This window comes from Arthrobacter sp. CMU6, assembly GCF_059090205.1.
This window is the reverse complement of sequence record NZ_JBNHFL010000006.1, coordinates 66,263-89,346: the sequence shown is the minus strand read 5'-3', so window position 1 is coordinate 89,346 and position 23,084 is coordinate 66,263. Positions and strand designations below refer to the sequence as shown.

At 67.7% G+C, this 23,084-nt stretch carries 19 protein-coding genes and 1 pseudogene; 9 read left to right on the top strand and 11 right to left on the bottom strand.

All coding sequences use genetic code 11. The annotated features are described in order from the left end of the window. Positions 1-135 precede the first annotated feature (135 nt). Positions 136-717, top strand: coding sequence for an adenylate kinase (locus AC5RWD_RS06005; protein ID WP_494019136.1), 582 nt, complete (start codon positions 136-138; stop codon positions 715-717). Positions 718-745: 28 nt separating this feature from the next. Here AC5RWD_RS06005 and AC5RWD_RS06000 read toward each other — a convergent pair whose 3' ends face one another. Then, on the bottom strand, positions 746-1,414 hold the full coding sequence (locus AC5RWD_RS06000; RefSeq protein ID WP_494019135.1) for a response regulator: 669 nt from the start codon (positions 1,412-1,414) through the stop codon (positions 746-748). Positions 1,415-1,426: 12 nt separating this feature from the next. Beyond that, positions 1,427-3,001, bottom strand: a complete 1,575-nt coding sequence (locus AC5RWD_RS05995; RefSeq protein ID WP_494019209.1) for a sensor histidine kinase — start codon at positions 2,999-3,001, stop codon at positions 1,427-1,429. 230 nt (positions 3,002-3,231) lie between these two features. Between AC5RWD_RS05995 and AC5RWD_RS05990 the strand changes: the two genes are divergently transcribed. The 5 genes from AC5RWD_RS05990 to AC5RWD_RS05970 all read left to right on the top strand — a co-directional run bounded on the left by AC5RWD_RS05990 (position 3,232) and on the right by AC5RWD_RS05970 (position 7,893). Continuing rightward, positions 3,232-4,242, top strand: a complete 1,011-nt coding sequence (locus AC5RWD_RS05990; protein WP_307105596.1) for a Bug family tripartite tricarboxylate transporter substrate binding protein — start codon at positions 3,232-3,234, stop codon at positions 4,240-4,242. Further along, positions 4,239-4,742, top strand: a complete 504-nt coding sequence (locus AC5RWD_RS05985; RefSeq protein WP_494019134.1) for a tripartite tricarboxylate transporter TctB family protein — start codon at positions 4,239-4,241, stop codon at positions 4,740-4,742. Before AC5RWD_RS05990 ends, AC5RWD_RS05985 begins: the two co-directional genes overlap by 4 nt. Continuing rightward, positions 4,743-6,431 carry a tripartite tricarboxylate transporter permease gene (locus tag AC5RWD_RS05980; protein ID WP_494019133.1) on the top strand — a complete coding sequence of 563 codons (1,689 nt, stop codon included), beginning with the start codon at positions 4,743-4,745 and terminating at the stop codon, positions 6,429-6,431. It begins immediately after the preceding gene. Then, positions 6,428-6,820 carry a universal stress protein gene (locus tag AC5RWD_RS05975; RefSeq protein ID WP_494019132.1) on the top strand — a complete coding sequence of 131 codons (393 nt, stop codon included), beginning with the start codon at positions 6,428-6,430 and terminating at the stop codon, positions 6,818-6,820. Before AC5RWD_RS05980 ends, AC5RWD_RS05975 begins: the two co-directional genes overlap by 4 nt. A 116-nt stretch (positions 6,821-6,936) precedes the next feature. Then, positions 6,937-7,893: a D-2-hydroxyacid dehydrogenase family protein gene (locus AC5RWD_RS05970; protein WP_494019131.1), complete on the top strand. Its 957-nt coding sequence runs from the start codon at positions 6,937-6,939 to the stop codon at positions 7,891-7,893. A gap of 106 nt (positions 7,894-7,999) precedes the next feature. On the opposite strand, the pseudogene AC5RWD_RS05965 reads toward AC5RWD_RS05970, so the two are convergent. From AC5RWD_RS05965 to AC5RWD_RS05930, 8 genes and pseudogenes are all read right to left on the bottom strand, one after another. Then, positions 8,000-9,584, bottom strand: a pseudogene (locus tag AC5RWD_RS05965) (HNH endonuclease signature motif containing protein). Between the two features lie 64 nt (positions 9,585-9,648). After that, positions 9,649-12,366: a PEP/pyruvate-binding domain-containing protein gene (locus tag AC5RWD_RS05960; protein ID WP_494019130.1), complete on the bottom strand. Its 2,718-nt coding sequence runs from the start codon at positions 12,364-12,366 to the stop codon at positions 9,649-9,651. Between the two features lie 135 nt (positions 12,367-12,501). Then, entirely contained in the window at positions 12,502-12,924 is a 423-nt protein-coding gene (locus tag AC5RWD_RS05955) for a heat shock protein transcriptional repressor HspR (protein WP_306926468.1), read from the bottom strand. Positions 12,925-12,939: 15 nt separating this feature from the next. Beyond that, positions 12,940-13,923: a DnaJ C-terminal domain-containing protein gene (locus AC5RWD_RS05950; RefSeq protein ID WP_494019129.1), complete on the bottom strand. Its 984-nt coding sequence runs from the start codon at positions 13,921-13,923 to the stop codon at positions 12,940-12,942. 113 nt (positions 13,924-14,036) lie between these two features. Continuing rightward, positions 14,037-14,696 (bottom strand): nucleotide exchange factor GrpE, encoded by a 660-nt coding sequence (locus AC5RWD_RS05945; RefSeq protein ID WP_494019128.1) that lies wholly within the window; start codon positions 14,694-14,696, stop codon positions 14,037-14,039. Positions 14,697-14,698: 2 nt separating this feature from the next. After that, a complete protein-coding gene (gene dnaK, locus AC5RWD_RS05940) occupies positions 14,699-16,564 on the bottom strand; it encodes a molecular chaperone DnaK (RefSeq protein WP_494019127.1) in 1,866 nt (621 codons plus the stop codon). Between the two features lie 250 nt (positions 16,565-16,814). Then, the gene (locus AC5RWD_RS05935; RefSeq protein WP_494019126.1) at positions 16,815-17,237 is read right to left on the bottom strand and encodes a hypothetical protein; all 423 of its coding nucleotides are present in this window, start codon (positions 17,235-17,237) and stop codon (positions 16,815-16,817) included. A gap of 148 nt (positions 17,238-17,385) precedes the next feature. Next, complete coding sequence (locus AC5RWD_RS05930) at positions 17,386-18,108, bottom strand: TetR/AcrR family transcriptional regulator (RefSeq protein ID WP_494019125.1); 723 nt, start codon at positions 18,106-18,108, stop codon at positions 17,386-17,388. 151 nt (positions 18,109-18,259) lie between these two features. On the opposite strand from AC5RWD_RS05930, the gene AC5RWD_RS05925 reads away from it, so the two are divergent. Further along, entirely contained in the window at positions 18,260-19,276 is a 1,017-nt protein-coding gene (locus AC5RWD_RS05925; RefSeq protein WP_494019124.1) for an NAD-dependent epimerase/dehydratase family protein, read from the top strand. Here AC5RWD_RS05925 and AC5RWD_RS05920 read toward each other — a convergent pair. Next, positions 19,266-21,464: an MMPL family transporter gene (locus AC5RWD_RS05920; RefSeq protein WP_494019123.1), complete on the bottom strand. Its 2,199-nt coding sequence runs from the start codon at positions 21,462-21,464 to the stop codon at positions 19,266-19,268. The two genes, AC5RWD_RS05925 and AC5RWD_RS05920, sit on opposite strands and share 11 nt — an antisense overlap. 160 nt (positions 21,465-21,624) lie before the next feature. Between AC5RWD_RS05920 and AC5RWD_RS05915 the strand changes: the two genes are divergently transcribed. After that, on the top strand, positions 21,625-22,140 hold the full coding sequence (locus AC5RWD_RS05915) for a MarR family winged helix-turn-helix transcriptional regulator (protein ID WP_494019122.1): 516 nt from the start codon (positions 21,625-21,627) through the stop codon (positions 22,138-22,140). Between the two features lie 66 nt (positions 22,141-22,206). Next, on the top strand, positions 22,207-23,022 hold the full coding sequence (locus AC5RWD_RS05910; RefSeq protein ID WP_494019121.1) for a class I SAM-dependent methyltransferase: 816 nt from the start codon (positions 22,207-22,209) through the stop codon (positions 23,020-23,022). The last annotated feature ends 62 nt before the right edge of the window (positions 23,023-23,084 follow it).

Here is a 23,084-nt window from a genome sequence, read left to right as displayed (position 1 = left end):
TGACCCCGGCAGGACACCTCGGAGCAGCGAACAACGGGGCAGCTGGGCACCGATCCATTGCGGTCCATTGCGGCGGGAGGAGGCGGGGGGAACAATGGGCCGTAGCGTGCTTTCTCGGCAGATCGGACCAAAAGCATGACCCGCATCCTGCTCATCGGCCCGCCCGGCTCGGGCAAAGGCACCCAGGCGCACCGGCTCAGCGGACAGCTGCACATCCCCGAGATCTCCACCGGAGACATGTTCCGCAGCCATCTGGCCAACGGCTCCGCCCTGGGCCGGGAAATCAAGGAATTCCTCGACGCCGGCAACCTTGTTCCGGATAACCTCACCACCGCCATGCTGCGGGAGCGGCTGCAGGAACGGGACGCGCGGAACGGCTTCCTGCTGGACGGCTATCCGCGCAACGTGAGCCAGATGGACGACCTAGACAGCCTCTTGGACGCGGCAGGGACCAGACTCGACGCCGTGGTGGAAATTACCGCCCATGACGACGAGATCGTCCGGCGGCTGCTGCTCCGCTCCGAGGCGGAGGGTCGCAGCGATGACACTGAGGATGTTATCCGCCACCGGCTGGAGCTGTACCGGCAGGAAACGGAGCCCGTCATCGAGCGCTACGGCCGGCGCGCGCTGCTGGTAAGCGTGGACGGGACGGCTGACGTTGACGCCGTCACCGTCAGCGCGCTGCAGGGCATCGAGGCCGTCAGGGCGCGGCCCTGACAAGCGTGCGCCCTGGTGAGAGCGCCGCTCACCCCGTCTTCCAGACATACCGCCGTTCGGGACGTCCGACGCCGTACTTGAGTGTCACGTCTACCAGCCCCTCATCGTTGAGGTACTCCAGATAGCGCCGCGCGCTGACGCGTGACGTCCCCACCTCAATGGCCAGTTCCGCTGCCGACACGTCGGCCCCCGCGGCGCGCAGCGCCTTCTCCACCACCTGGAGCGTCTCGGCACTGCAGCCCTTCGGCAGGGGACGGTCCGCGCGTTCGAGCCCGAACACGCGGTTGACGTCCGACTGCTCCGCCACGTCCTTGGACGAGTCGAGGCTCTGGTAGGTGTTGCGGTAGTGCTCCAGCCGCTCCTGCAGGTCGGTCTGCGAAAAAGGCTTGATCAGGTAGTGGACGATCCCGCCGCGAAGCGCCTTCCGCACGGTCTCCACCTCGCGCGCAGCACTGATGACCAGCACGTCCAGTTCGGGCGCCACATCCCGCAGCTGGTGCATCAGGTCCAGTCCGTTGACGTCGGGCAGGTGGATGTCCAGCAGCACCAGGTCCGGCTGCAGCCGTGCGGTCTCCAGCACCGCCTGCGCGCCCGTGTGCGCCACCCCGACGACGGCGAAACCCGGCGTTCGCTGGATAAAGCCGGCGTGGACTTTGGCCACCATGAAGTCGTCGTCGACGATAAGTACCTTGATCAAAGCTGCTCTCCCTTACGCGTCAGCAGTTCTGCGCATCAGCAGTGCCGTAAACACCGCACCGTGGTCGTTCTGCACCGTGAGCCGCCCGCCCCGCCGCTGACAGACCACCTTGGCGAGCGCCAGGCCATAGCCGCGGCCGCCGTCGGGCGAGTTCTTGGTACTGAACCCCTGCCGGAAAATGTCGTCCATGACCTCCACCGGGACCCCCGGTCCCGAGTCCCGCACGTCAACCCGGACGCCGCCGTCGTCCTCTCCGATCAGCACCTCGACCTTCGCTTCGGCGGTGTTGGTGACGGCGTCGAGGGCGTTGTCCACCAGGTTGCCCACCACAGTGGTCAGGTCACGGGACAGTTCCTCATCCACCCTGCCCAGCCGGGATTCCTCTGCGAGCTGCAGGGACACCCCGCGCTCGGCGGCGAGACTGGACTTTGCAATGAGCAGGGCGGCGAGGGCGGGGTCTTCGATCCTGCTGGTCACGTCGTCATTCAGGCGGGTCCGGTTCGACGTCGTGCCGTTGACGAACTGCACGACGGCGTCATACTCGCCGATCTGGATCAGGCCCGAGATCGTGTGCAGCTGGTTGGCGAACTCGTGTGCCTGTGCCCGGAGGGTGTCGGTGGCCGTCCGCGTCGTACCCAGCTCGCGCTCCAACGACGCCAGTTCCGTCCGGTCGCGCAGGGTGGTGACCGAGCCGATCACGCGTCCGTGCGAGCGCATGGGCATCCGGTTCAGGACCAGCAGCTTCTCCCCCACCAGCACCAGCCGGTCCGAGCCTGGCTGGTCCTCAGTGAGGACCTCGCGCAGCGCCGCCGGCACGGCAAGGCTGCCCAGGTCCTTGCCCACGCAGTCGTGCGGCAGGTTCAGCAGGCTCCGCGCACTGTCGTTGACCACCGTGATCCGCTCCTGGGGGTCCAGTGCAACCACGCCCTCCTTGAGCCCGTGCAGCATGGCCTCCCGGTTCTCCACCAGGCCTGTGATCTCGTCCGGCTCCATGCCCAGCGTCTGGCGCTTGACCCGGCGGGCCAGCAGGAGCGAGCCTGCCACACCCAGGACACTCGCCACGCCCAGGTACGTCAGCAGGTTCGGAACCGCATCGCCCAGCCGCTCCAGCACGGAAGGGTAGTTCCTGCCAACCACGGCAATTCCGACCATTTTCCCGGCGTCGTCCAGTACCGGCACGTGCGCGGCGACCGCTTCCCCTGCCCCCGTTCCAACAACACCCGTCCAGGCCCTCCCGGACATCACCGCGCTGTCGCCGAGTTCCAGCTTCCGGCCCTCCTGGGACGGGTCCGACGACGTCACCACCGTCCGGTCGGCACGGGCCAGCGCCACCTGGGACGAACCCGAAATGGTCCGCACCGCCTCTGACACCGAGGGGAGCACGGAGTTGCCCTGGGGCTGGGCATCCGGCAGCAGGCTGCGGACTGCAGGGTTGGCCGCCAACGTCTCGGCTGCTGAAAGCGAAAGGCGGCCCTCGACCCTTTCAAAGGCTGCAGCCGACTGTGCCAGGGAGATCGCCACCACGGCCACCAGCACAGCCAGCACAATGAGGAGCTGCAGCCGAAGATACTGCCCCGCAAGGGACATTCCTCGCCGTCGAGTCATGTGCTGCTGTTCTTCCTGTGGATCCGTGGGTGGGGTGAACTATACCTGACACGGTACCGGGCCTACCCCTTCGTTTGCCGCCCTGTTGGACAGCGGAAACGTGAACGAAATGAACTTAACTTTCTCTGCTTACACAAGAGTGAGCCCCGTCACGTTCGGCCCTAGCATCGGAAGCACCCCCGATCAACGGATTCAACGAGAAGAGGAACAACATGCGCGGATTGAGCGCATTGCGCGTTGCGGCAGTGGCGGCAGGCATCGCCCTGATGGCCTCAGGCTGCGGAGCAACCGGCAAGACTGCCGCCGGCCCCTCCACGAGCGGAGCCAGCACCGCCCCCCTTACCGGGCTTCGCATCATGGTGCCGAACACCGCGGGCGGCGGTTACGACACCACGGCCCGCGCCGCGGCGAAGGTTCTCGAGGACGAGAAGCTGGCCACCAACCCGGAGGTCTTCAACCTGGCCGGCGCCGGCGGCACCGTCGGCCTGGCCCGCATCGTCAACGAAAAAGGCAACGGCGACCTCGCCATGCTCATGGGCCTGGGCGTCGTCGGCGCCAGCTACACCAACAAGTCCGAGTCCAAGCTGACCGACACCACCCCGCTGGCGAAGCTCATTGAAGAGCCCGGCGCCATCATGGTCTCCAAGGACTCCCCGTACAAGACCATCGACGATCTTGTCACCGCCTGGAAGAAGGACCCGTCCAAGGTCAGCGTCGGCGGCGGCTCGTCGCCCGGCGGCCCGGACCACCTCCTGCCCATGCAGCTCGCAGGCGCCGTAGGCATCGACGCCAAGAAGGTCAACTTCGTTTCCTACGACGGCGGCGGCGACCTGCTCCCGGCCATCATCGGCAACAAGCTCGGCTTCGCGGCTTCCGGAGCCGGCGAATACATCCAGCAGATCAAGTCCGGAGACATCCGCGTGCTGGCGACCAGCGGCGAAAAGCGGCTGGAAGGCGTTGACGCCCCCACGCTCAAGGAATCCAACATCGACCTGGTGTTCACCAACTGGCGCGGCATCGTGGCTCCCCCCGGCGTCAGCGACGCCGACCGCGACGCCCTGATCGCCACCCTGGAGAAGATGCATGAGTCGGCAGCCTGGAAGGAGACCCTGAAGACGCGCGGCTGGACCGATGCCTTCATCACCGGCGACGAATTCAAGTCCTTCCTCACCGACCAGGACAAGCGCGTTGCCGACGTTCTGACGAAGCTCGGCCTGGCGTGACCTCTCTGTCCACCCGCCTTAAAGGCCGCTCCGAGCTGGGCGTCGCAGCCCTGCTCGGGGCGGTCGGCGCCTTGGTCCTCCTGGACGCAACGCGCCTGGTTGTGCCCTACTCCCAGTCAGACCCGGTGGGCCCCAAGACCCTGCCCATCGTCGTGGGAGCACTCCTGGTGGTTTGCGCCGTGATGCTGGCCGTGAACGTCTTGCGCGGCGGCCGCGGCGAGGCTGAGGCCGGCGAGGACGTCGACCTGACCCACCCCAGCGACTGGAAGACCGTCCTCCCGCTGGCCGGCGCCTTCATCGCCAACATCCTGCTCATCGACTGGGCCGGCTGGGTCATCTCCGGAACGGTGCTCTTCTGGGGCAGCGTCTGGGCGCTCGGAAGCCGCCACTACGTCCGTGACGGACTGATCTCCTTGGCGCTTGCCCTGCTGACCTTCTACGGCTTCTACCTCGGCCTCGGCATCGGACTTCCCGCCGGGCTCCTTGAAGGGATTCTCTAGATGGACATCGTGTCCTCACTCATGGACGGGTTCGCGACGGCGCTGACCCCCATGAACCTCCTGTACGCGTTCATCGGCGTCCTGCTGGGCACCGCCGTCGGCGTCCTGCCCGGCATCGGCCCGGCCATGACCGTGGCCCTGCTGCTTCCCGTGACAACCGTCCTGGAACCGACCAGCGCCTTCATCATGTTCGCGGGCATCTACTACGGCGGCATGTACGGCGGCTCGACAACGTCGATCCTGCTTAACACCCCCGGCGAATCGTCCTCGGTGATCACGGCCATTGAAGGCAACAGGATGGCCAAGGCCGGCAAGGCCGCCCAGGCCCTCGCGACGGCGGCCATCGGCTCGTTCGTCGCCGGCACCATCGGCACCACCCTCCTGGTGGTCTTCGCGCCGATCGTCGTCCAGTTCGCCGTCAGCCTCGGTTCGCCGAGCTACTTGGCCATCATGGTGCTCGCGCTGCTGGCAGTCACTGCAGTCCTGGGTGCCTCACGGCTGCGCGGCTTTGCTTCCCTCGGCCTCGGCCTGGCCATCGGCCTGGTGGGTATCGACTCCGTGACAGGCCAGCGTCGCCTCACCTTCGGCCAGCCCCTGCTGGCCGACGGCCTCGACGTCGTCGTTGTCGCGGTGGCGATCTTCGCCGTCGGCGAGGCCCTCTGGGTCGCGGCGCACCTGCGCCGTACCCCACTGCAGATCATTCCCGTCGGCCGGCCGTGGATGGGCAAGCAGGACTGGAAGCGGTCCTGGAAACCGTGGCTGCGCGGCACCGCCCTGGGTTTCCCCTTCGGGGCATTGCCCGCCGGCGGCGCCGAGATCCCTACTTTCCTGTCCTATGTGACCGAGAAGCGGCTGTCCAAGCACCCTGAGGAGTTCGGCAAGGGCGCCATCGAAGGCGTCGCCGGACCCGAGGCTGCCAACAACGCCGCCGCGGCCGGCACGCTGACCCCGATGCTGGCGCTGGGCCTGCCGACGAACGCCACGGCCGCCGTCATGCTCGCAGCGTTCGTGCAGTTCGGCATCCAGCCCGGACCGCTCCTGTTCGCCAATGAAGGACCCCTTGTCTGGGCGCTGATCGCCAGCCTCTTCATCGGTAACCTGCTGCTCCTTCTGGTGAACCTGCCCCTGGCACCGGTGTGGGCCAAGCTGCTCCGGCTGCCCCGGCCCTACCTGTACGCCGGCATCCTGTTTTTCGCCACGCTGGGCGCCTACGCAGTGAACCTGCAGGCCTTCGACCTGGTGATCCTGCTGGTCCTGGGCGCGCTCGGCTTCCTGATGCGCCGCTACGGCCTGCCCGTGCTGCCGCTGATCCTCGGCCTCATCCTTGGGCCTCGTGCCGAAGGCCAGCTGCGGAAGACCCTGCAACTGAGCGCGGGCGACGTGTCCGGCCTGTGGAGCGAGCCGATCGCCGTCGTCGTTTACATCATCGTGGCCCTGGTTCTGGCCTGGCCGCTCCTCGCAAAGCTCTGGCGCCGCCTGCGGCCGCGGAACGCCGGGCTTGTCATGGCGGGTGGACCTGCCGATGGCCCCTCGGATGAGGAACCCGCAGCCGGCTCGTATCTTTCACCCGCTGTCGAGGCACCTGCGGCTGTGCGACGTGATGATGCCGGCCGCCGCCGCGCAGATGCCGCGGAAGCCAACTACGCCAACCACGCCAACCACGCCAACCACGGACAGGAGAACCCGTGAGCATCATCGTCGGCTACGTCCCCACGGCTGAGGGGACCGCAGCCCTGGACCGCGCCATCACTGAGGCACACAAGAGCCAAAGCCGGCTGGTCATCATCAACTCCTCCCGCGGAGATGCCATCGTGGACAAACGGTACGCCCAGGCTGCGGACATCAACGAGGTGACGCAACGGCTGGAGCAGGAAGGGATCGACCACTTGGTGCTCCAGCCCGTCCGCGGCAACGACGCAGCCAACGAGGTGCTGGATGCCGCGGAGAAATACCGGGCCGAACTCATCGTGATCGGCCTCAGGAAGAGGACCCCGGTTGGGAAGCTGATCATGGGCAGCACGGCCCAGCAGATCCTGCTGGAGGCATCCTGTCCCGTGCTCGCCGTCAAGGCCAGCTAGCCTCAGGAGGTAGGGGCCCGCACACCAGCGGGTTCCTACCTCTTTCGTTTAAGCCGTATTTGGCTTCAGCGCAGATTTTGTTTCCGGCCAGGCCTCATTTCCAGCAGAAGGACAGCATGCACCAGCTCGCCATTCTCGATGATTACCAGCGTGTGGCACACCGCTTTGCCGATTGGAGCTCCCTCGAGCAGCGTGGCGTCGCCGTCACCGTGTACAACCATCACTTCGCCTCCGAATCGGAGGCTGTGGAAGCGCTGCGGGAGGCCGACATCATCATTGCCATGCGGGAGCGGACGCCGTTTCCCGGCCGCATCCTCGAAAAGCTGCCCCGGCTGAAACTGCTGGTCACCACGGGCGCGGCCAACGCCTCGATCGACGTGGTGGCAGCATCACGGCTGGGGATCACCGTCTCTGGAACGGGCGGCTCCCCCGCGGCCGCGCCCGAGCTGACGTGGGCACTGCTGCTGGCGTTTGCCCGGAACCTGACGCAGGAGGAAGCCGCATTGCGCGACGGGCGGTGGCAGACTGGCGTCGGCTTCGAACTGTCCGGCAGGACCCTTGGAATTGTGGGGCTCGGGAAGATCGGAACGCGGATCGCCGGCTACGGCCGGGCCTTCGGTATGGAGGTGCTGGCCTGGAGCCAGAACCTGACCGAGGAGGCCGCTACGGCGGCAGGCGCACGGAAGGTCGGCAAAGACGAGTTGTTCCGGGAGTCCGACGTCGTGTCCCTGCATCTGCGGCTGTCGCCCCGTTCGGAGGGAACAGTCGGTGAACGCGAACTGCGGCTGCTCGGCCCGGACGGCGTGCTGGTAAATACCGCCCGCGGCCCCCTGGTGGACCAGCAGGCGCTCGTCACCGCGCTGCATGAGGGCTGGATCCGCGGGGCGGCACTCGACGTGTTCGACCAGGAACCGCTGCCGGCCGCCCATCCCCTCCTTGACGCCCCACGGACCCTGCTAACCCCGCATCTTGGATACGTGACCGACGCCAGCTACCGGGCGTTCTTCGGCGGCGCACTCGAGGACGTCAGGGCATGGCTGGACGGTTCCCCCATCAGGACGCTGACTCCGTAGCGTTCCGTGAACGGCAGGACCCGATCCGGGCGCTGACTCCGTAGCGTTCCGTGAACGGCAGGACCCCCTCGGAATTGCGGTTTGGTACGTCGGAATATGGCGCCCCTTAGGCGGCCGCTCGTGTGCACCAGTCGGGCCATGGATCCAAAGGCAGCGACGTGCTCAGTCCCGCGAGGACCCCGGGGTCGTCTATGCAACCGAAGTCATTGGGCTCGTCTGGCTCACAGAGCTGGTCTGGCTCATAGGGCTCGTCTAACTCATCCGGTGGCGCAGGCCAGTGAGGCGGCTCTGGTGGGATCGGTGGATCCTGCCATTCCTGGCCAGGCAACGTCTCGGGACAGTGTGGTGGTTCCCAGCCCTGTTGTTCGCTGGGGTAGGAGCGGGCCGACGGTGAGATCCAGCCGGGTGGGGTGTCCCGCGTGGCTCCGACAGGTTTCCAGGCTGTGGTGTGTTTGAGTCTGTGGTGTTTGGGGCAGGGCTGGCCAAGGTTCGTGACGCCGGTGCCGCCGCCAGCGGACCAGGCGAGGATGTGGTCGGCGTCGTTGTCGAGGGAGTGGTTGTTGCAGGCCGGGAAGGTGCACCGCGCGTCTCTGAGCCGGAGCCATTGGCGCATTGGCTTGGTGAGCCGGTAGCTGGTGCGCCCGATCTCCAGCGGAGCTCCGTCCCGCGGATCGGTCGGGACCCGAAAAAATGATGAAGCGCCGTCGGCGACGAGCCGGCGGGCCATGGACGGCGGGATCGGCCCGTACCCGTCGAGTGTGGCTGGTTCCTCGGTCAGGCCGAGCAGCGAGAACACCGGAACCGTGACCAGGACCTGCGCCGCCGGAGACGGGCTTCGTTCAGCCACCCCGCGCACCAGCCACGCAGCCGCAACGTCCACGCGCAACTGGGTCAGGGTCCGGGACTCGGCGGGGCCCTGCAGGGCGCGGGCGGCGGTAGTGGCGCGGTCCCAGATCGCGGCAGCCTGGTCCGCGGGCAGGTACGCGGAGAGCCAGGCCATGCCGTCCCGGTCCGGCACATACTCCAGCCGGCGGTCCTTCACACTGCTCCGGTGCCGGGCCTCGATGCTGACCGGATGATGCCGCTCCCGCCAGTACCGCGCCTTGGCCCGGAACCTGCCCGCGGACCAGTTCCCCGGCAAAGCATCCGCGCGCGTACCCGGGAGCGTCCGGGTCGAGAAAATGGGCTTCCAGAGCCGGGGCCGCGGCGGGCTCCAGGTTGGCTGTTTCGTCACACAAGATCCGCGCGTGCTGAAAGGAAATCCGCCCTGACTCCAGCGCGGAAAGCGTCACTGGCCGCTCGGTGGTCAGGGTCAGCGCCTCGCACAGCAGGGCGCCGGCACTGCGTTCGCTCACGGTCAGGGCACCCGCGACCTCAGCGGTCACGGACATTTCCCGGGCGCTGCCCTCCTGCGCCGAAGTGGCCGGTCCCGCCAAGGCCTCGTCAAGGGTCGAATACCCCGCGGCCAAATGGACTTTCAGAGCCGCCAGCCGGGCCTCCAGGCTGCCCAACTCAGCCAAGCCGTCCAAACATGCATCCGCCCGGTCCCGAAGCGGATCAGCCGCAGCAGGATCCACACCCGCAACAGGATCAGCACCGTCAGTCCCGGCGGCCCGACGCACAACAACAGCCAACGCAGCGACGCCGGACACAATGCCCTTCATCGTCTCCACCGTTGCTTTGCCATCCATAACCACAGCATGTCAGGAGGCAGTGACATTTTGGCCCGCCGTGGTGCACTCCCGCATCCAGGGTTCAGGTACCCTCGATAGCCCCGGAACCGTCGAGCGTAACGGTGCCTGCGTCGCCGTCGACCGTCACGTGCTGTCCGCTGGAAACCCGCTGGGTAGCCACGCCCGTTCCAAGGACTGCGGGAATGCCGTATTCCCGGGCGACAATCGAGCTGTGGCTCAGAGGTCCGCCAACATCGGTGACGACGCCGGACGCCATCGCAAACAGCGGTGTCCATGCGGGAGTGGTCATCCGTGCCACCAGCACCTCGCCAGGCTGCATGGAGGCGAAGTCGTCGGGGCCGTGCAGCAGCCGGGCCGCCGCGCTCACCTGCCCGGAACTCGCGCCAACGCCGGTGATGACGTCACCGGACCGCTGCACCGAACGCGCCGGCATCATGCTGCCAAAGGCCCGTTCCATCCAGCGGCTCTCGGGCAGCAGCTGCGGGGCCGCGGCTTTCCGCTGGCCCCGCCACAGCATCTTGCGCTGTTCAACGGCCTCCGCACGCACCGGCCGGTCCGTTCCGGTGATGGCCGCGCCGTGGGTGGCAAGCCCGAAGTCGATGGCGTTGCGGAGTTCGTCGAGGCGGAGCCAGAAGATGTCGGACGGCGCGGCGATGACACCCGAGGCTGTGAGCCGCTCCCCCAGTTCCAGCAGCATCCGGCGCATCAGCGGCCAGGCGAGTCCGACGTCGGCCAGCGCGTCCTCGCGGACGGGCGCCGCCTTCTGCGCCCAGCGCAGCAGCCTGCGGAAGACGGCCCGGCGGCGTGGCCCGAGCCTGGCGCTGACCAGCCGGCTCTGCGCTTCCCGCCGGTCGGCTGAGCGCTGCTGGCGCTCGTGCGGGTCCTTCCCCTGCCCCCGCACGAAATACCGCAGGGTCTCCAGCAGGGCGGAGGGGTCATCGGCGGGCACGGGATTGATGAAGTCCAGGTTGTAGACGGCATGCCCGTAACGGTCCAGGTGCCGCTGGAGACGGGAACGCCACTGGTTCCAGTCTTCCTGGTCCACGTTCCCGCCCGCGCCCGCAGGAGGCGTTCCGCTGCGGAGAGCTTCGGCGATGCCGGCCGCTGATCCTTCCGTGACGGCCGAGGCAAGCTGCGGCCTCTCGCGGGTCCACGCTGCAAGGTCGTACAGGGATTTCTCCGCGCGGATGGGTTCGCTGTCGTAACCGAGGAGGAAAACCTCCGCGGAGGGGTCGCCGGGCCGGCGGACGAGCTTGTCGTAGTAGCTCCGGAACATGATCTCGCTGGTTGCGGCGATGGGGATGATGGACTGCACGGCGGTGTAGTACGCCGCGCCGGCGTCCAGCAGCGCCGAGATTCCCGCCAGCAATTCGGCGGCCGGACGGTCCGCCGGCGGCTTGGCAGCCCAGAACTTCACGAGTCCGCGGTACTTCGGATGCGAGTGGTCGCGCCAGCCCTTGATTCCCATGTGGGCCTTGCCCTGGGCCAGCGCGCGCATCGCCGTCAGGGACTTGCCCATCACCCGCCGCATTCCGGCGTTGTTGTAGTAGTAGTACGCGTAGCCGTTGACGGTGGGCAGCGAGACGTCCCCGGGCCGCACCACGCTCTTGCCGAATGCCTCATTCAGCAGGGCGTTCAGTGACCGCACCACGGCGCCGTCGATGAGGTCGGCGAACAGGGGCGACAACGGGTCCGGCAGCTGTTCAACGATGCTGGCCCGGAAGTACATGCCGTTCGGGTAGGGCAGCGGCCACTCCGTCGGGGGATCGGCCGAGGGCTCGGACAGGGCGGTGATGGGACGGGCCTGCAGAATGAAGAAGTCCCCGGCCGCCTGCGCCCACTCGATGTCCTGGGGCACCCCGAAGTGCTTGGCGATGGCGGTTCCCTGGCGGGCCAGCGCGGCCGCCGCGTCGTTGTCGAGCACGGGCGCCCGGCGCTTCCCGTCGGGGACCGGCTGCTCCCTGGTGCCCGTTCCGTCGTAGACGGTCATGACCTCCTTGTCCGCCGTCCGGCGCTGCGCCACGCGGCCGGACGCGGCGTCCACCACCACGTCGTCCGTGGTGACGGCCCCGCTGACCACGGATTCGCCCAGCCCCCAGGCGGCGCTGATCACCACCTGGTCGCGGCGGCCGGTGGCAGGGTTGGCGGTGAACAGCACGCCGGCGGCCTCTGCATCGACCATCGCCTGGATGACCACGGCGAGGCGAACGGTGGCCGGGTCGACGCCGTTCCGGGAACGGTACGCCATGGCGCGGGCGTTCCACAGCGACACCCAGCAGTTGATGACGGCAGCGACGAGGGAGTCGGGCCCGGAGACGTTCAGGTACGTGTCCTGCTGCCCGGCGAAACTGGCGGAGGCGAGGTCTTCCGCGGTGGCTGAGGAGCGAATTGCCACCCGCGCGGCATGGTCGCCGCTGGGCTCCGCACCGGCTTCGTCGCCTGTTCCGGCCACCGTGTGGTGGCTCAGCCGCCCGTAGGCCGCACGGAGTTCGCCGCCAATCTCCTCGGGCATCGTGCTCTCGGCAAACAGGGCCCGGATCTGCCCGGCGGCGGCGTCATAGTCATCATTCGATGCGCTTGCAGGGAGTGCGGCGAGCTCAAGGATGCGGCCGGCGATCCCGTTCGCGTTGACGAAGTCCTGGTAGGCCGCCGTGGTGAGCACGAAGCCGGGCGGCACCGGGAAGCCCGCCCTGGCCAGCTCGCCGAGGTTGGCACCCTTGCCGCCTGCCTCGTCCAGATCGTTGCGTCCCAGCTGGTCAAAGTCCTTGATGTAGGTCATGACCCTGCGTCCCTTCTGCCCGGGAGCCGGTGCCGCGGCATTGCGGCTGGTGGCCCCGTTCCGGCGCTGCACCCTATTGTGGCACTGCACCTGATTCTGGCAATGGGGAAGGCGGGACGGGTTAGACGGGGTTGGCTAGGCGTCGCCGCGTGGCCGCCACACCACCACGGCCTGCGAACGGGGCCGGGGGCGCTGGCCCCGCGCCAGGCTCACCACGTCACCGGCGGTGCCGGCGGCAAAGATCCGGGACTCCAACAGCTCACGACGGCGGCCCAGTTCCTCGGTCAGTTCGCTCACCCGGTGCTGCAGGGCAGCAACCTGGTTTTCGAGTTCCAGGATGCGCTTGATGCCTTCGAGCGAGACGCCCTCATGGGACAGTCGCTGCACCTCACGGAGCCGGTTCACGTCCCGCTGGGAGTAGCGGCGGGACTTGCCCGGCGCCCGGCTGGGCGAGACGATGCCCAGCCGGTCGTACTGGCGGAGCGTCTGCGGGTGCATGTCGGCGAGCTCGGCGGCCACCGAAATGACGAAGATCGGCTGATCGAAATTGATGTCCACGGCCGGCACCCGTCCCTAAAGCCGGGCCTTGGCTGCCAGGCCCTGGCGGACGTCCGAGCCGGTGGTGGCGGCGGCAAATGCTTTCACGGCCTCCTCGGCTTCCTTGCTCAGGTTCTGGGGTACGGCGACGTCGATGGTCACCAGCAGGTCCCCCGTGCCCTTCGACGTTTTGACGCCACGGCCCTTGACCCTGAGCGTGCGTCCCGACGGGGTGCCGGCGGGAACCCGGACCCGGACGTGTTCGCCGTCGATCGTGGGAACCTCGATGTCGGCCCCCAAGGCAGCCTCCGGGAAGCTGACGGGCACATGGATCCGGAGGTTGTCGCCGTCGCGGGTGTAAAAGTCATGGGGCTTGACGTTGACGGTGACCAGCAGGTCCCCGTTGCCCGCCGGGCCGTACTGGCCCTTGCCGCGGACGCGCACCTTCTGGCCGTCCTTGATGCCAGCGGGCACCCGGACGTCAATGACCTCGCCGTCCGGTTCGCGCAGCCCGATCGTGGTTCCGCGGATGGATCCGGCGAAGGAAATGCTGGTGCTGGCCGTCCGGTCGGCACCCTTCTGCGGTGCGCGCTGGTAACCGGCAGGGCCGCCCGCGCCGCCGAAGCCGCCGCCGAACAGGTCGGCGAACTCGGGCGGGATGCCGCCGGCGGTGCTGAACCCGCCGGAGTGGCGGCCGCCGCCGCCGGTGAACAGCCCGCCGAAGAGGTCCTCGAAGCCGCCGTTAGCGGTGCTGCCCGCGCCGTGCGGAGCAAAGCGCGCGCCGCCGCCCATGGCCCGGATGGCGTCATACTGCTGCCGCTCATCAGGATCCGACAGCACGGAGTACGCCTCGGAGATGTCCTTGAACTTCTTCTCCGCAGCAGTATCCCCGGAGTTCGTGTCAGGGTGGTGCTGCCGAGCGAGCTTCCGGTAAGCCTTCTTAATGTCAGCGTCGGAAGCGTCCTTGGCAACACCAAGGATCTTGTAAAAGTCCTTGTCCACCCAGTCCTGGCTAGCCAATGGCGTTTCCTTTCAAAGTACAAAAGCGTTAAGGCGAGATTACCGCTGAACGCCGTAGCGGATGAGGGAACCCGGACGGGGCCCCTCATCCGCTACGGCGTGGAGGATAGAACCTACGCCGGAACTGCGACGATGACCTGGGCTGCCCGGAGGACCCGCTCGCCTGACTTGTAGCCGGAGCGGAGCACCTGGCTGACGGTGTCAACTTCGATGTCATCGCCGGGCTGCTGGATGAGGGCCTCGTGGATGTTCGGATCGAACTCCACGCCGGTCTCATCGATGCGGGTCAGGCCGTACGTCTTCAGCGCATTCTCCAGCTTGGTGGCGATCGCGGCGAACGGGCCGTCCGCGAGGTCACCGTGCTGGCGGGCGGCGTCGACGTCATCCAGCACCGGGAGCAGGGAGTTCAGGACGCCGATGACGGCCATCTCCCCTGCCACGGCGCGGTCACGTTCGACGCGCTTGCGGTAGTTGACGTACTCGGCCTGCAGGCGGAGCAGGTCGTTCTTCAGCTCCGCCGCCGCGGCGGCCTCGGTGCCCTGCGCCACGGATTCCTCGGCGGGCACCTCGACCTGGTTGAGGATTTCCTCAGCCTGGGCGAGGGCGTCGCCGTCGGAATCAGCTTCCGGCGCGGAGGACTGTGTGCCCTCCGGATGCCGGGCCTCCCCGGTCACCGGGTCCACCTTGCGGTGGTCCCGGATGACCGGCTCGTCGCGCTTGCTGCTCTGGTCTCGGGAAGAGTCGTGCTCTTCTTCGTTACCGTGATGCGGCATGGTTACTTCTTCTCTTCTTCGTCGACGATCTCGGCGTCGACGATGTCCTCGTCAGCCTTGCTTCCGCCGGCAGCGGCACCTTCAGCACCTGCAGCGCCGGTGGCGCCGTCCGGGGAACCGGCCTGGGCGTAGATGGCCTCGCCGAGCTTGGTCTGGGAAGCCTGCAGCTTCTCAAACGCGGTCTTGACGGCGGCGTCGTCGGTGCCTTCGAGGGCCTTCTTGAGGGCGTCGACGTCGGCCTGGACCTCGGTCTTGACCTCTTCCGGCAGCTTGTCGCTGTTGTCGGCGATCAGCTTGTCCACGGAGTAGGCGAGCTGCTCGGCGGTGTTGCGGGTGTCGGTGGCCTCACGGCGTGCCTTGTCCTCGGCTGCGTGCTCCTCGGCGTCCTTGACCATGCGGTCGATGTCTTCCTTGGAGAGCGCGGTGCCGCCGGTGATGGTCATGGACTGTTCCTTGCCGGTGCCCTTGTCCTTCGCCGAGACGTGCACGATGCCGTTGGCGTCGATGTCGAAGGTGACCTCGACCTGCGGGACGCCGCGCGGGGCCGGCGCGATGCCGGTCAGTTCGAACGTGCCCAGCGGCTTGTTGTCGCGGGTGAATTCACGCTCGCCCTGGAAGACCTGGATGGCCACGGACGGCTGGTTGTCATCAGCCGTGGTGAAGGTCTCGGACCGCTTGGTGGGGATGGCCGTGTTGCGCTCGATCAGGTGCGTCATGACGCCGCCCTTGGTTTCGATGCCCAGCGACAGCGGGGTGACGTCGATCAGGAGAACGTCCTTGCGCTCACCCTTCAGCACGCCGGCCTGCAGGGCTGCGCCAACAGCCACAACCTCGTCCGGGTTGACGCCCTTGTTGGGCTCCTTGCCGCCGGCGAGTTCCTTCACGAGGTCGGAGACGGCGGGCATGCGGGTGGAGCCGCCGACGAGCACGATGTGGTCGATGTCGGAAAGCTTGATGCCGGCTTCCTTGATGACGTCGTGGAACGGCTTCTTGGTGCGCTCGAGCAGGTCCTTGGTCAGGTCCTGGAACTTGGCGCGGGTCAGCTGCTCGTCCAGGTGGACCGGGCCGTCCGGGGTGACGGAGAGGTACTGGAGCGAGACGTTGGTGCTGGTGGAGGAGGAGAGTTCCTTCTTGGCCTGCTCGGCAGCTTCGCGGAGGCGCTGGAGGGCGATCTTGTCCTTGGACAGGTCGATGCCCTTGACCTTGAGCTGGTTCAGCAGGTACTCGACGACGCGGTTGTCCCAGTCGTCGCCGCCGAGGCGGTTGTCACCAGCGGTGGCACGCACCTGGATGGTGGAGAAGTCGTCCTCGTCCTTGCCGACTTCCAGCAGGGAGACGTCGAACGTGCCGCCACCGAGGTCGAAGACCAGGATGAGTTCGTCTTCCTTGCCCTTGTCCAGGCCGTAGGCCAGGGCAGCTGCGGTGGGCTCGTTGACGATGCGCAGGACGTTCAGGCCGGCGATTTCGCCGGCTTCCTTCGTGGCCTGGCGCTCGGCGTCATTGAAGTAGGCCGGAACGGTGATCACAGCGTCGGTGACCTTTTCACCGAGGTAGGACTCGGCGTCGTTCTTCAGCTTCATGAGGATACGGGCGGAGATTTCCTGCGGCGTGTACTTCTTGTCGTCGATGGCGACCGTCCAGTCGGTGCCCATGTGGCGCTTGACGGAGGCGATGGTGCGCTCGATGTTGTTGACGGCCTGGCGCTTGGCGATTTCGCCGACCAGGACTTCGCCGGACTTGGAGAACGCAACGACCGACGGCGTGGTGCGGCCACCCTCGGCGTTGGCAATAACGGTGGGCTCGCCACCTTCGAGAACGGAGACGACGGAGTTGGTGGTTCCGAGGTCGATACCTACTGCACGTGACATGTGTTGCTTCCTTCTTTCCGTGGAAACTTGGGCTCGCCCACTTCCTTGAGCGATCTGCACTCAACTTTACTCAGCACAGAATTTAAGTCAATCGAAACTTGAGTCAGCTACGCTCAACTTTGCGCCCGGGCAGCATGACGACAGAGAAGAACCCCCGGTTGGCCCACGGGATATCCGCGTAAACCGGGGGTTTTTCACTAAATGGATGGCGGATTACGCCCAGCGTGAACCGGCGCCTACTCCCGAGCGCCTATCCTCCCGAGGAGGTGCCGCCGTCGTCATTCCGCGGTGCATTGACCTGGCCCTCGATGAGCTCGTCCTTCAGATCTTCGGCGGCGCCGCCTTCCGGGGCCGTGCCGGCGGCGCCGTAGTCACCCTCGGGGTATTCGCCTTCCCCGTCGCCAGGCAACTCCTGGCCGACGGTGCCGGCCCGGCCATAGTCGCCTTCCGGATACTCGCCTTCTTCGGCCTCGGCGGACGGCTCAACAGTTCCCGCTTGTCCGTAGTCCCCTCCCGCGTATTCGCCCTTGGCCTCGGCGGCCGGCTCCCGCCCGGTCACACCGGCATCACCGTAATCACCCTCCACGTACTGGCCGCTGTCCCCCTCGAGTGCCGGATTCCGGGAGCTGTTGTGCGTTTTGCCTGCGTCGCCGGACTGACTGTTTTCGGTCATCGGTTGATCACTCCTTCGAAAGGACTGGGCGCGCCTGGACCGGACGCAGTGGCAGTCTACTCAGCTAGCCCGGGCAGCAACAGGGGGCCGATGCCGCCGCCGGGCGGGGTCGACCCGGTTGGCTGGACCCGAGGCCAGTCCGGCCGCGCTACAGCCCGGCGAGATCCGCCAGTACGGCGATGTGATGCTCGAACAGTTCGTCCCGCGCGGAAAAGGTACCGGCGCCGTACTGCCCGAACACTTCAAAGCTGACGGCGCCAAAGAGTGAGGTCCAGACGAGGGTGCCGCGGGCCAGCAGGGCGTCCGGCACCTCCACGCCCAGCTCACGCCGGATTGACTCGAGGTCGGCAGCCAGGGGTGCGGGCACTGCGGAAGCCGCGCGCAGGGCAAGGCGTCCGGCCCGGTGCGCGGTGTCCAGAATCTGCACCAAACTGTTGACCACCCGCGTGCCGGGCGCCGTGGTCCGCTCCGCCGGGGCCTGGTAGCCAGGCACCGGACTGCCGAACAGGAGGCCGTAGCGCGCCGGCTCACGGAGGGCCCACCCGCGGACGGCGCGGGCGAGCTCAGCGAACCGGCTCCTGGGTTCTTCCGCGGGAACAGATTCGACGGCGGCATCCACGGCATCCCCGAGATCGTTGTAGGCATCCACGAGCAGGAGGGTCAGCAGTTCGTCGCGGCTCCCGACGTACCGGTACACGGCGGAGGACACCACACCGAGGTCGCGGGCGACGGCACGGAGCGACAGCGCGGCAGCGCCACGTTCCGCCAGGTGCTGCCGGCCAAGCCGGATGATGTCGGCGATGGTCTGCGCACGCGCCCGTTCACGCGGGGTCCGGAGTTCCCCGCCAGCGGTCTGAGAGGTGGCTGGCATCAGCCCAGCATGGCACGGATCAGAGCAGCGTCAACAATTGAGAGCACTGCTCTTGACTTTGCCTATCGGCCACAGGATCCTCTATTTCGAGAGCACTGCTCTCATCCGCCGCTGGCAGCATCCGGAACCATCCGCACGAAGGAGAAATTCAATGTCCGATCTCTATGTGGTCACCGGCGCCGGTCCCGTGGGCTGGACGGTGGCAGAGCAGCTGGCGGAGCGGGGCGAGCGGGTCCGCCTTCTCACACGCTCCGGCGGCGGGCCCGACCACCCGCACGTCGAGAAGCTGAAGGCGGACGTCGCCAACCCGGGCCTGCTGGGAGACGCCTTCGAAGGAGCGGCGGCGGTCTTCCACTGCATCCATGCATCGTCCTACAGCGCAGCGGCCTGGGAACGAGAGCTACCGGCGGCCGAGCAGGCGGTCATGGCGGCAGGCAGGGCAGGCGCCGTCGTCGTTTTTCCCGAAAGCCTCTACTCCTACAGCGATCCCGAGCGGGTGATGACCGAAGACAGCCCGCGGGAGGCCCGGGGCGGCAAACGCGGCATCCGCGCGGCGCTGCTGCGGGCGCGGGCTGCGAGCGCCACTGACACCGTGTCCGTGGTGGCGGGCGACTTTTTCGGTCCCCGCGTCCGGATGGCCCACGCAGGCGAGCGCATGGTGCCGGCCGTCCTCGCCCGGCGCCCGGTGCAGGTGGTGGGAAGCGCGGACCAGCCGCATTCCTTCACCTACGTTCCGGATTTGGCCGCGGCGATGATCCTGGCCGCCGGGAAGCCTGAACTATGGAACCGGGTTCTGCACGCGCCCACCAACCCGCCGCTCACGCAGCGCCAGATCGCAGAGGCCTTCGCAGCCGCTGCCGGCGTGCCGCCCGCGAAGGTGCGGGCCGTGCCGGGCTGGGTCCTGCGCACCCTGGGGCTCTTCTCGGCCGACACGCGGGAACTCAGCGAGATGCTGTACCAGTTCCAGCGGCCGTTCGTCATGGATTCGCGGGCCAGTGAGGAGCAAATGGGCCTCCATCCGGCTCCCCTGCAGGCGGCAGCCGCGGAGACCGTGAAGTGGTGGCGCTCAGAGCTCGCAGCGGGTCCGGGCAGGGACGCCGGCGGGGACGCCGGCAGGAACGCCGGCGGGGACCCAAGCCGGAACCTAGCGCCGAAGGCTAGCGGATGAGAACTTCCGCCGGGCCTTCCCGCTTGCTGGCTTCCTGCGCCTCGGGCCGGCCGAGCTTACCGGGCCACCAGATGCGCCGGCCCAGGTCGTAGGCCAGGGCGGGAACCAGGAGCGAGCGGACCAGCACGGTGTCCAGCAGCACCCCGAACGCCACGATGAACGCCAGCTGCACCAGGAACATGATGGGGATGACACCCAGGGCGGCAAACGTGGCGGCCAGGACCACCCCGGCGGAGGTGATCACACTCCCCGTCACGCCCAGTCCGCGCAGGATCCCGGGCCGGGTCCCGTGCTTCAGCGACTCCTCGCGAACCCGGCTCATCAGGAAGATGTTGTAGTCCACACCCAGTGCCACCAGGAACACGAAGCCGAACAGCGGCACCGTGGCGTCGGCTCCCGGGAAGCCCAGAATGTTGTTGAATACCAGGGCGGAAACACCCATGGCGGCCGCGTAGGAAAGGACCACCGAGGCAACAAGCAGGACGGGTGCAAGGACGGACCGCAGCAGCACCATGAGGATGAGGAGGATGACGGCCAGGACAACGGGGATGATGGTGGCGAGGTCGCGCTGGGCCGTGGTGTTCGTGTCCAGCGCAGTGGCGGTCACGCCGCCCACCAGGGCACCGGGGTCCACGCTTTTCAAGCTGGTCCGCATCACTGCCACGGCATTCTCCGCCGCATCAGAATCGGCCGCGAAGTCGAGGGTGGCGTTGAGGAGCACCCTGCCGTCGCGCACGGCCGGGCTGGCAGGCGTTCCCGGGGCTCCCGTGATGGGCACACTGCCCTCTGCGAGTTGATAGGCGGCACCCACGCCGTCGGCGGCCTTGACCGCTTCGAGGACTTCCCCGGCTTTGCCCTGGCTGGCGATGATGACCACGGGACTGCCGCTGCCGGCGTCGAAATGGCGCGCCAGGGCCTCCTGGCCGTCCACCGCGTTGGAGGCGCTAAGGATGACGGCCGTCTGCGGCACGCCGCTGGCCTTCAGCTGCAGGATCCCGGCCGAGGCCACCACCAGCAGGAGAACGGATACCATCCACACAGTGCGGGGACGCCGCGACACCAGTGTTCCGGTGGCGCGCCAGAGCCCCTTCTGGCCCTCCAGGCCAGTGGTCAGCTCCGGCTCACGCGCCTCTTCGGGCAGGAGCCTGGGCCGGAACGGCCAGAACGCGGCACGCCCCAGGAGTGCCGCGAAGGCCGGGAGCAGGGTGAGCGCCGCGAACAGGGAGCACACGATGCCCGCGGCCGCCACCGGGCCCAGCGCCTTGTTGGAGTTGAGGTCGGAAAACAGCAGGCACAGCAGGGCGATCGCAACCGTGGCGCCCGAGGCCAGGATCGGGGCGAAGGAGGCCCGCCAGGCGGCGAGCGCGGCGGCGGTGCGGTTGGCCGTGTGCTCGAACGCCTCACGGAGCCGGGCCACGTAGAGCAGGGCGTAGTCGGTGGCGGCGCCGATTACCAGGATGGAGAGGATGCCCTGGCTCTGGCCGTTGAGCTGGATCCAGCCCGCCTTCGCCATGCCGAACACCAGCAGGATGGCGGCGCACAGTGCGAACACGGAGGTCAGGAGCACGGCGAAGGGCAGGATCAGGGAGCGGTAGACAACCAGCAGGATGACAAACACTGCTGCCAGCGCGACGAGCAGCAGGATGCCGTCGATGCCGGCGAAGGCTCCCGTGAGGTCGGCAGCGAGCCCAGCGGGACCGGTGACGAAGGTCTGCGTGCCGTCCGGAGCCGTCGCCCGTACCTCGCTGCGCAACTCTGCGACGGCGTCCGCCGGCTCCGCTGCCGCAATGGACACGATGAACTGCACGGCCTTCTGGTCCTGCGACGGGACCGGCCCCACCACCGCGCTGCCCAGCTGCAGGTCTTCCAGGCTGGCCTTGAGGGCGGCCGCCTCACCCAGCTGTGACGGGGTGAGGGCGCTGCCGCTTTCAATAACGACGACGGCGGGCACCTCGCCGGAGTCCTGGAACTTCTGCTGCCACTCGCGGGCCTTGGTGGCCTCCGCTCCGGCCGGAAGGAAGGACGCCTGGTCATTGGACGAAACCTCATCCAGCCTGCCGAACGTGGGCCCACCGACGCCGGCTATGGCCACCCAGCCGACCACGAGGACTACCGGGATGAGCCACCGAAGCCAGTACGGGATGCTCGGGGTGCGGGCTGCCTGGTGCTTAGGGAAGACCTGGTTCATTGGGAAGACCTCCTGGGCGGGACAGCCATTTCAGGCCGCCGTCGATGGTGATTCCAGCCTAGACTATCTCTACCATGGAGATACATTTACCGTTTCCCGATGGCTGGCCGGCACCCGGGCTGTAAACTCCGGAAGGCAACACCGAGGAGAGGAGGCGGACATGGCCGGGAACCCTGGCATCCCGCAGAAGCCCGACAGGCCTGCATCCGCCAGCCCGGGTACACCGCATCCCCTCGTGCGGCTCCTTCAGGAGTTCACCTTGGAAGCCAACCGCTACGTCGACTCTGCGGGCGGCCGGAACGGCATGCACCGAACCGACCTCAACGCCCTCGCCGTCGTCATGAGGCACGCAGCAAATGGTGACGTCGTGACCCCGGGAACCCTGCGGAAGGAACTGAACCTCAGCTCCCCGGCCACCACGGCGCTGATCGACCGGTTGTGCGGCTCGGGGCATCTGGTCCGCGTGCGCGAAGGGCAGGACCGGCGGCAGGTGCAGCTCCGGATGACGGACAAGGCCTACCGGGACGGCTCCGCCATGTTCACGCCCCTAGCCCGGCACATGGACAGTGCCATGGCCGGGTTCACCGCGCAGGAACTCGAGACGGCCGCCCGGTTCATGGACGCGATGATCGCGGCAACGGTCCAGGCCAGCCAGGAAGCCTCCGGCGCGCCGTAACGGCCCCCTGTTACATGTCCGAAGCTGCTACCTGTCCGGAAGGCGGAGAAGGAGTAGCGTTTCCCTATGAGCGCGCAGCAGCCCGAAGATGTCTACACTCACGGCCACCACGAGTCCGTGGTCCGGGCCCATGCCTCGCGGACAGCTGAAAATTCGGCCGCGTTCGTCATCCCGCACCTTACCCCTGGCGTATCGGTGCTCGACGTCGGGTGCGGGCCGGGCAGTATCACGTGCGACTTCGCGCTGCTGGTGGCCCCCGGAAACGTGACGGGGCTGGACCGCTCCCCCGACGTGATCACCCACGCCCGCGAGCTGGCGGCCGACCGCGGCGTAAAGAACGTGGAGTTCGTGGCGGGCAACATCTACGACCTTGATTTCGAGGACGACACCTTCGATGTGGTCCACGCCCACCAGGTCCTGCAGCACCTGACCGATCCTGTGGAGGCGCTGCGGGAAATGCGGCGGGTGGCCAGGCCTGGCGGCATCGTTGCCGTCCGCGATGCGGACTTCCACGGCATGAGCTGGTATCCCGCCATCCCCGAGCTCGACGAGTGGATGGAGCTCTACCAGCGGATCGCCCGCCGCAACGGCGCCGAGCCCGACGCCGGCCGCAGGCTCGTCTCGTGGGCCCAGGCCGCGGGCTTCACGGATGTGGCGCCGACCAGCAGCAACTGGCTCTACGCCACGGGCCAGCAGCGCCGCTGGCAGGCCAGGGTGTGGGGCGAGCGCGTGCTGCATTCGGCCTTTGCGGAGCAGGCCCTCGAGTACGGCTTCGCGCAGGAGGCCGACCTCACGCGCATCTCGGCCGGCTGGCACCGCTGGGGCTCCACCGACGACGGCTGGTTCCTCATTCCCAACGGCGAGGTCATCGCCCGGGCCTGAAGTTCCTCCAATCCGTCAGCGCCGGTAAACCGTCCCGCGGGACAGCCCACCCCACAGGCCGA

Coding starts and splice junctions, on each gene's coding strand:
- AC5RWD_RS05910 (WP_494019121.1), top strand. CDS start 22,207: ATGAGCGCGCAGCAGCCCGAAGATGTCTACACTCACGGCCACCACGAG.
- AC5RWD_RS05970 (WP_494019131.1), top strand. CDS start 6,937: ATGCACCAGCTCGCCATTCTCGATGATTACCAGCGTGTGGCACACCGC.
- AC5RWD_RS05995 (WP_494019209.1), bottom strand. CDS start 3,001: ATGTCCCTTGCGGGGCAGTATCTTCGGCTGCAGCTCCTCATTGTGCTG.
- AC5RWD_RS05925 (WP_494019124.1), top strand. CDS start 18,260: ATGTCCGATCTCTATGTGGTCACCGGCGCCGGTCCCGTGGGCTGGACG.
- AC5RWD_RS05930 (WP_494019125.1), bottom strand. CDS start 18,108: ATGCCAGCCACCTCTCAGACCGCTGGCGGGGAACTCCGGACCCCGCGT.
- AC5RWD_RS05945 (WP_494019128.1), bottom strand. CDS start 14,696: ATGCCGCATCACGGTAACGAAGAAGAGCACGACTCTTCCCGAGACCAG.
- AC5RWD_RS05980 (WP_494019133.1), top strand. CDS start 4,743: ATGGACATCGTGTCCTCACTCATGGACGGGTTCGCGACGGCGCTGACC.
- AC5RWD_RS05920 (WP_494019123.1), bottom strand. CDS start 21,464: ATGAACCAGGTCTTCCCTAAGCACCAGGCAGCCCGCACCCCGAGCATC.
- AC5RWD_RS05935 (WP_494019126.1), bottom strand. CDS start 17,237: ATGACCGAAAACAGTCAGTCCGGCGACGCAGGCAAAACGCACAACAGC.
- AC5RWD_RS06005 (WP_494019136.1), top strand. CDS start 136: ATGACCCGCATCCTGCTCATCGGCCCGCCCGGCTCGGGCAAAGGCACC.
- AC5RWD_RS05990 (WP_307105596.1), top strand. CDS start 3,232: ATGCGCGGATTGAGCGCATTGCGCGTTGCGGCAGTGGCGGCAGGCATC.
- AC5RWD_RS05960 (WP_494019130.1), bottom strand. CDS start 12,366: ATGACCTACATCAAGGACTTTGACCAGCTGGGACGCAACGATCTGGAC.
- AC5RWD_RS05915 (WP_494019122.1), top strand. CDS start 21,625: ATGGCCGGGAACCCTGGCATCCCGCAGAAGCCCGACAGGCCTGCATCC.
- dnaK (WP_494019127.1), bottom strand. CDS start 16,564: ATGTCACGTGCAGTAGGTATCGACCTCGGAACCACCAACTCCGTCGTC.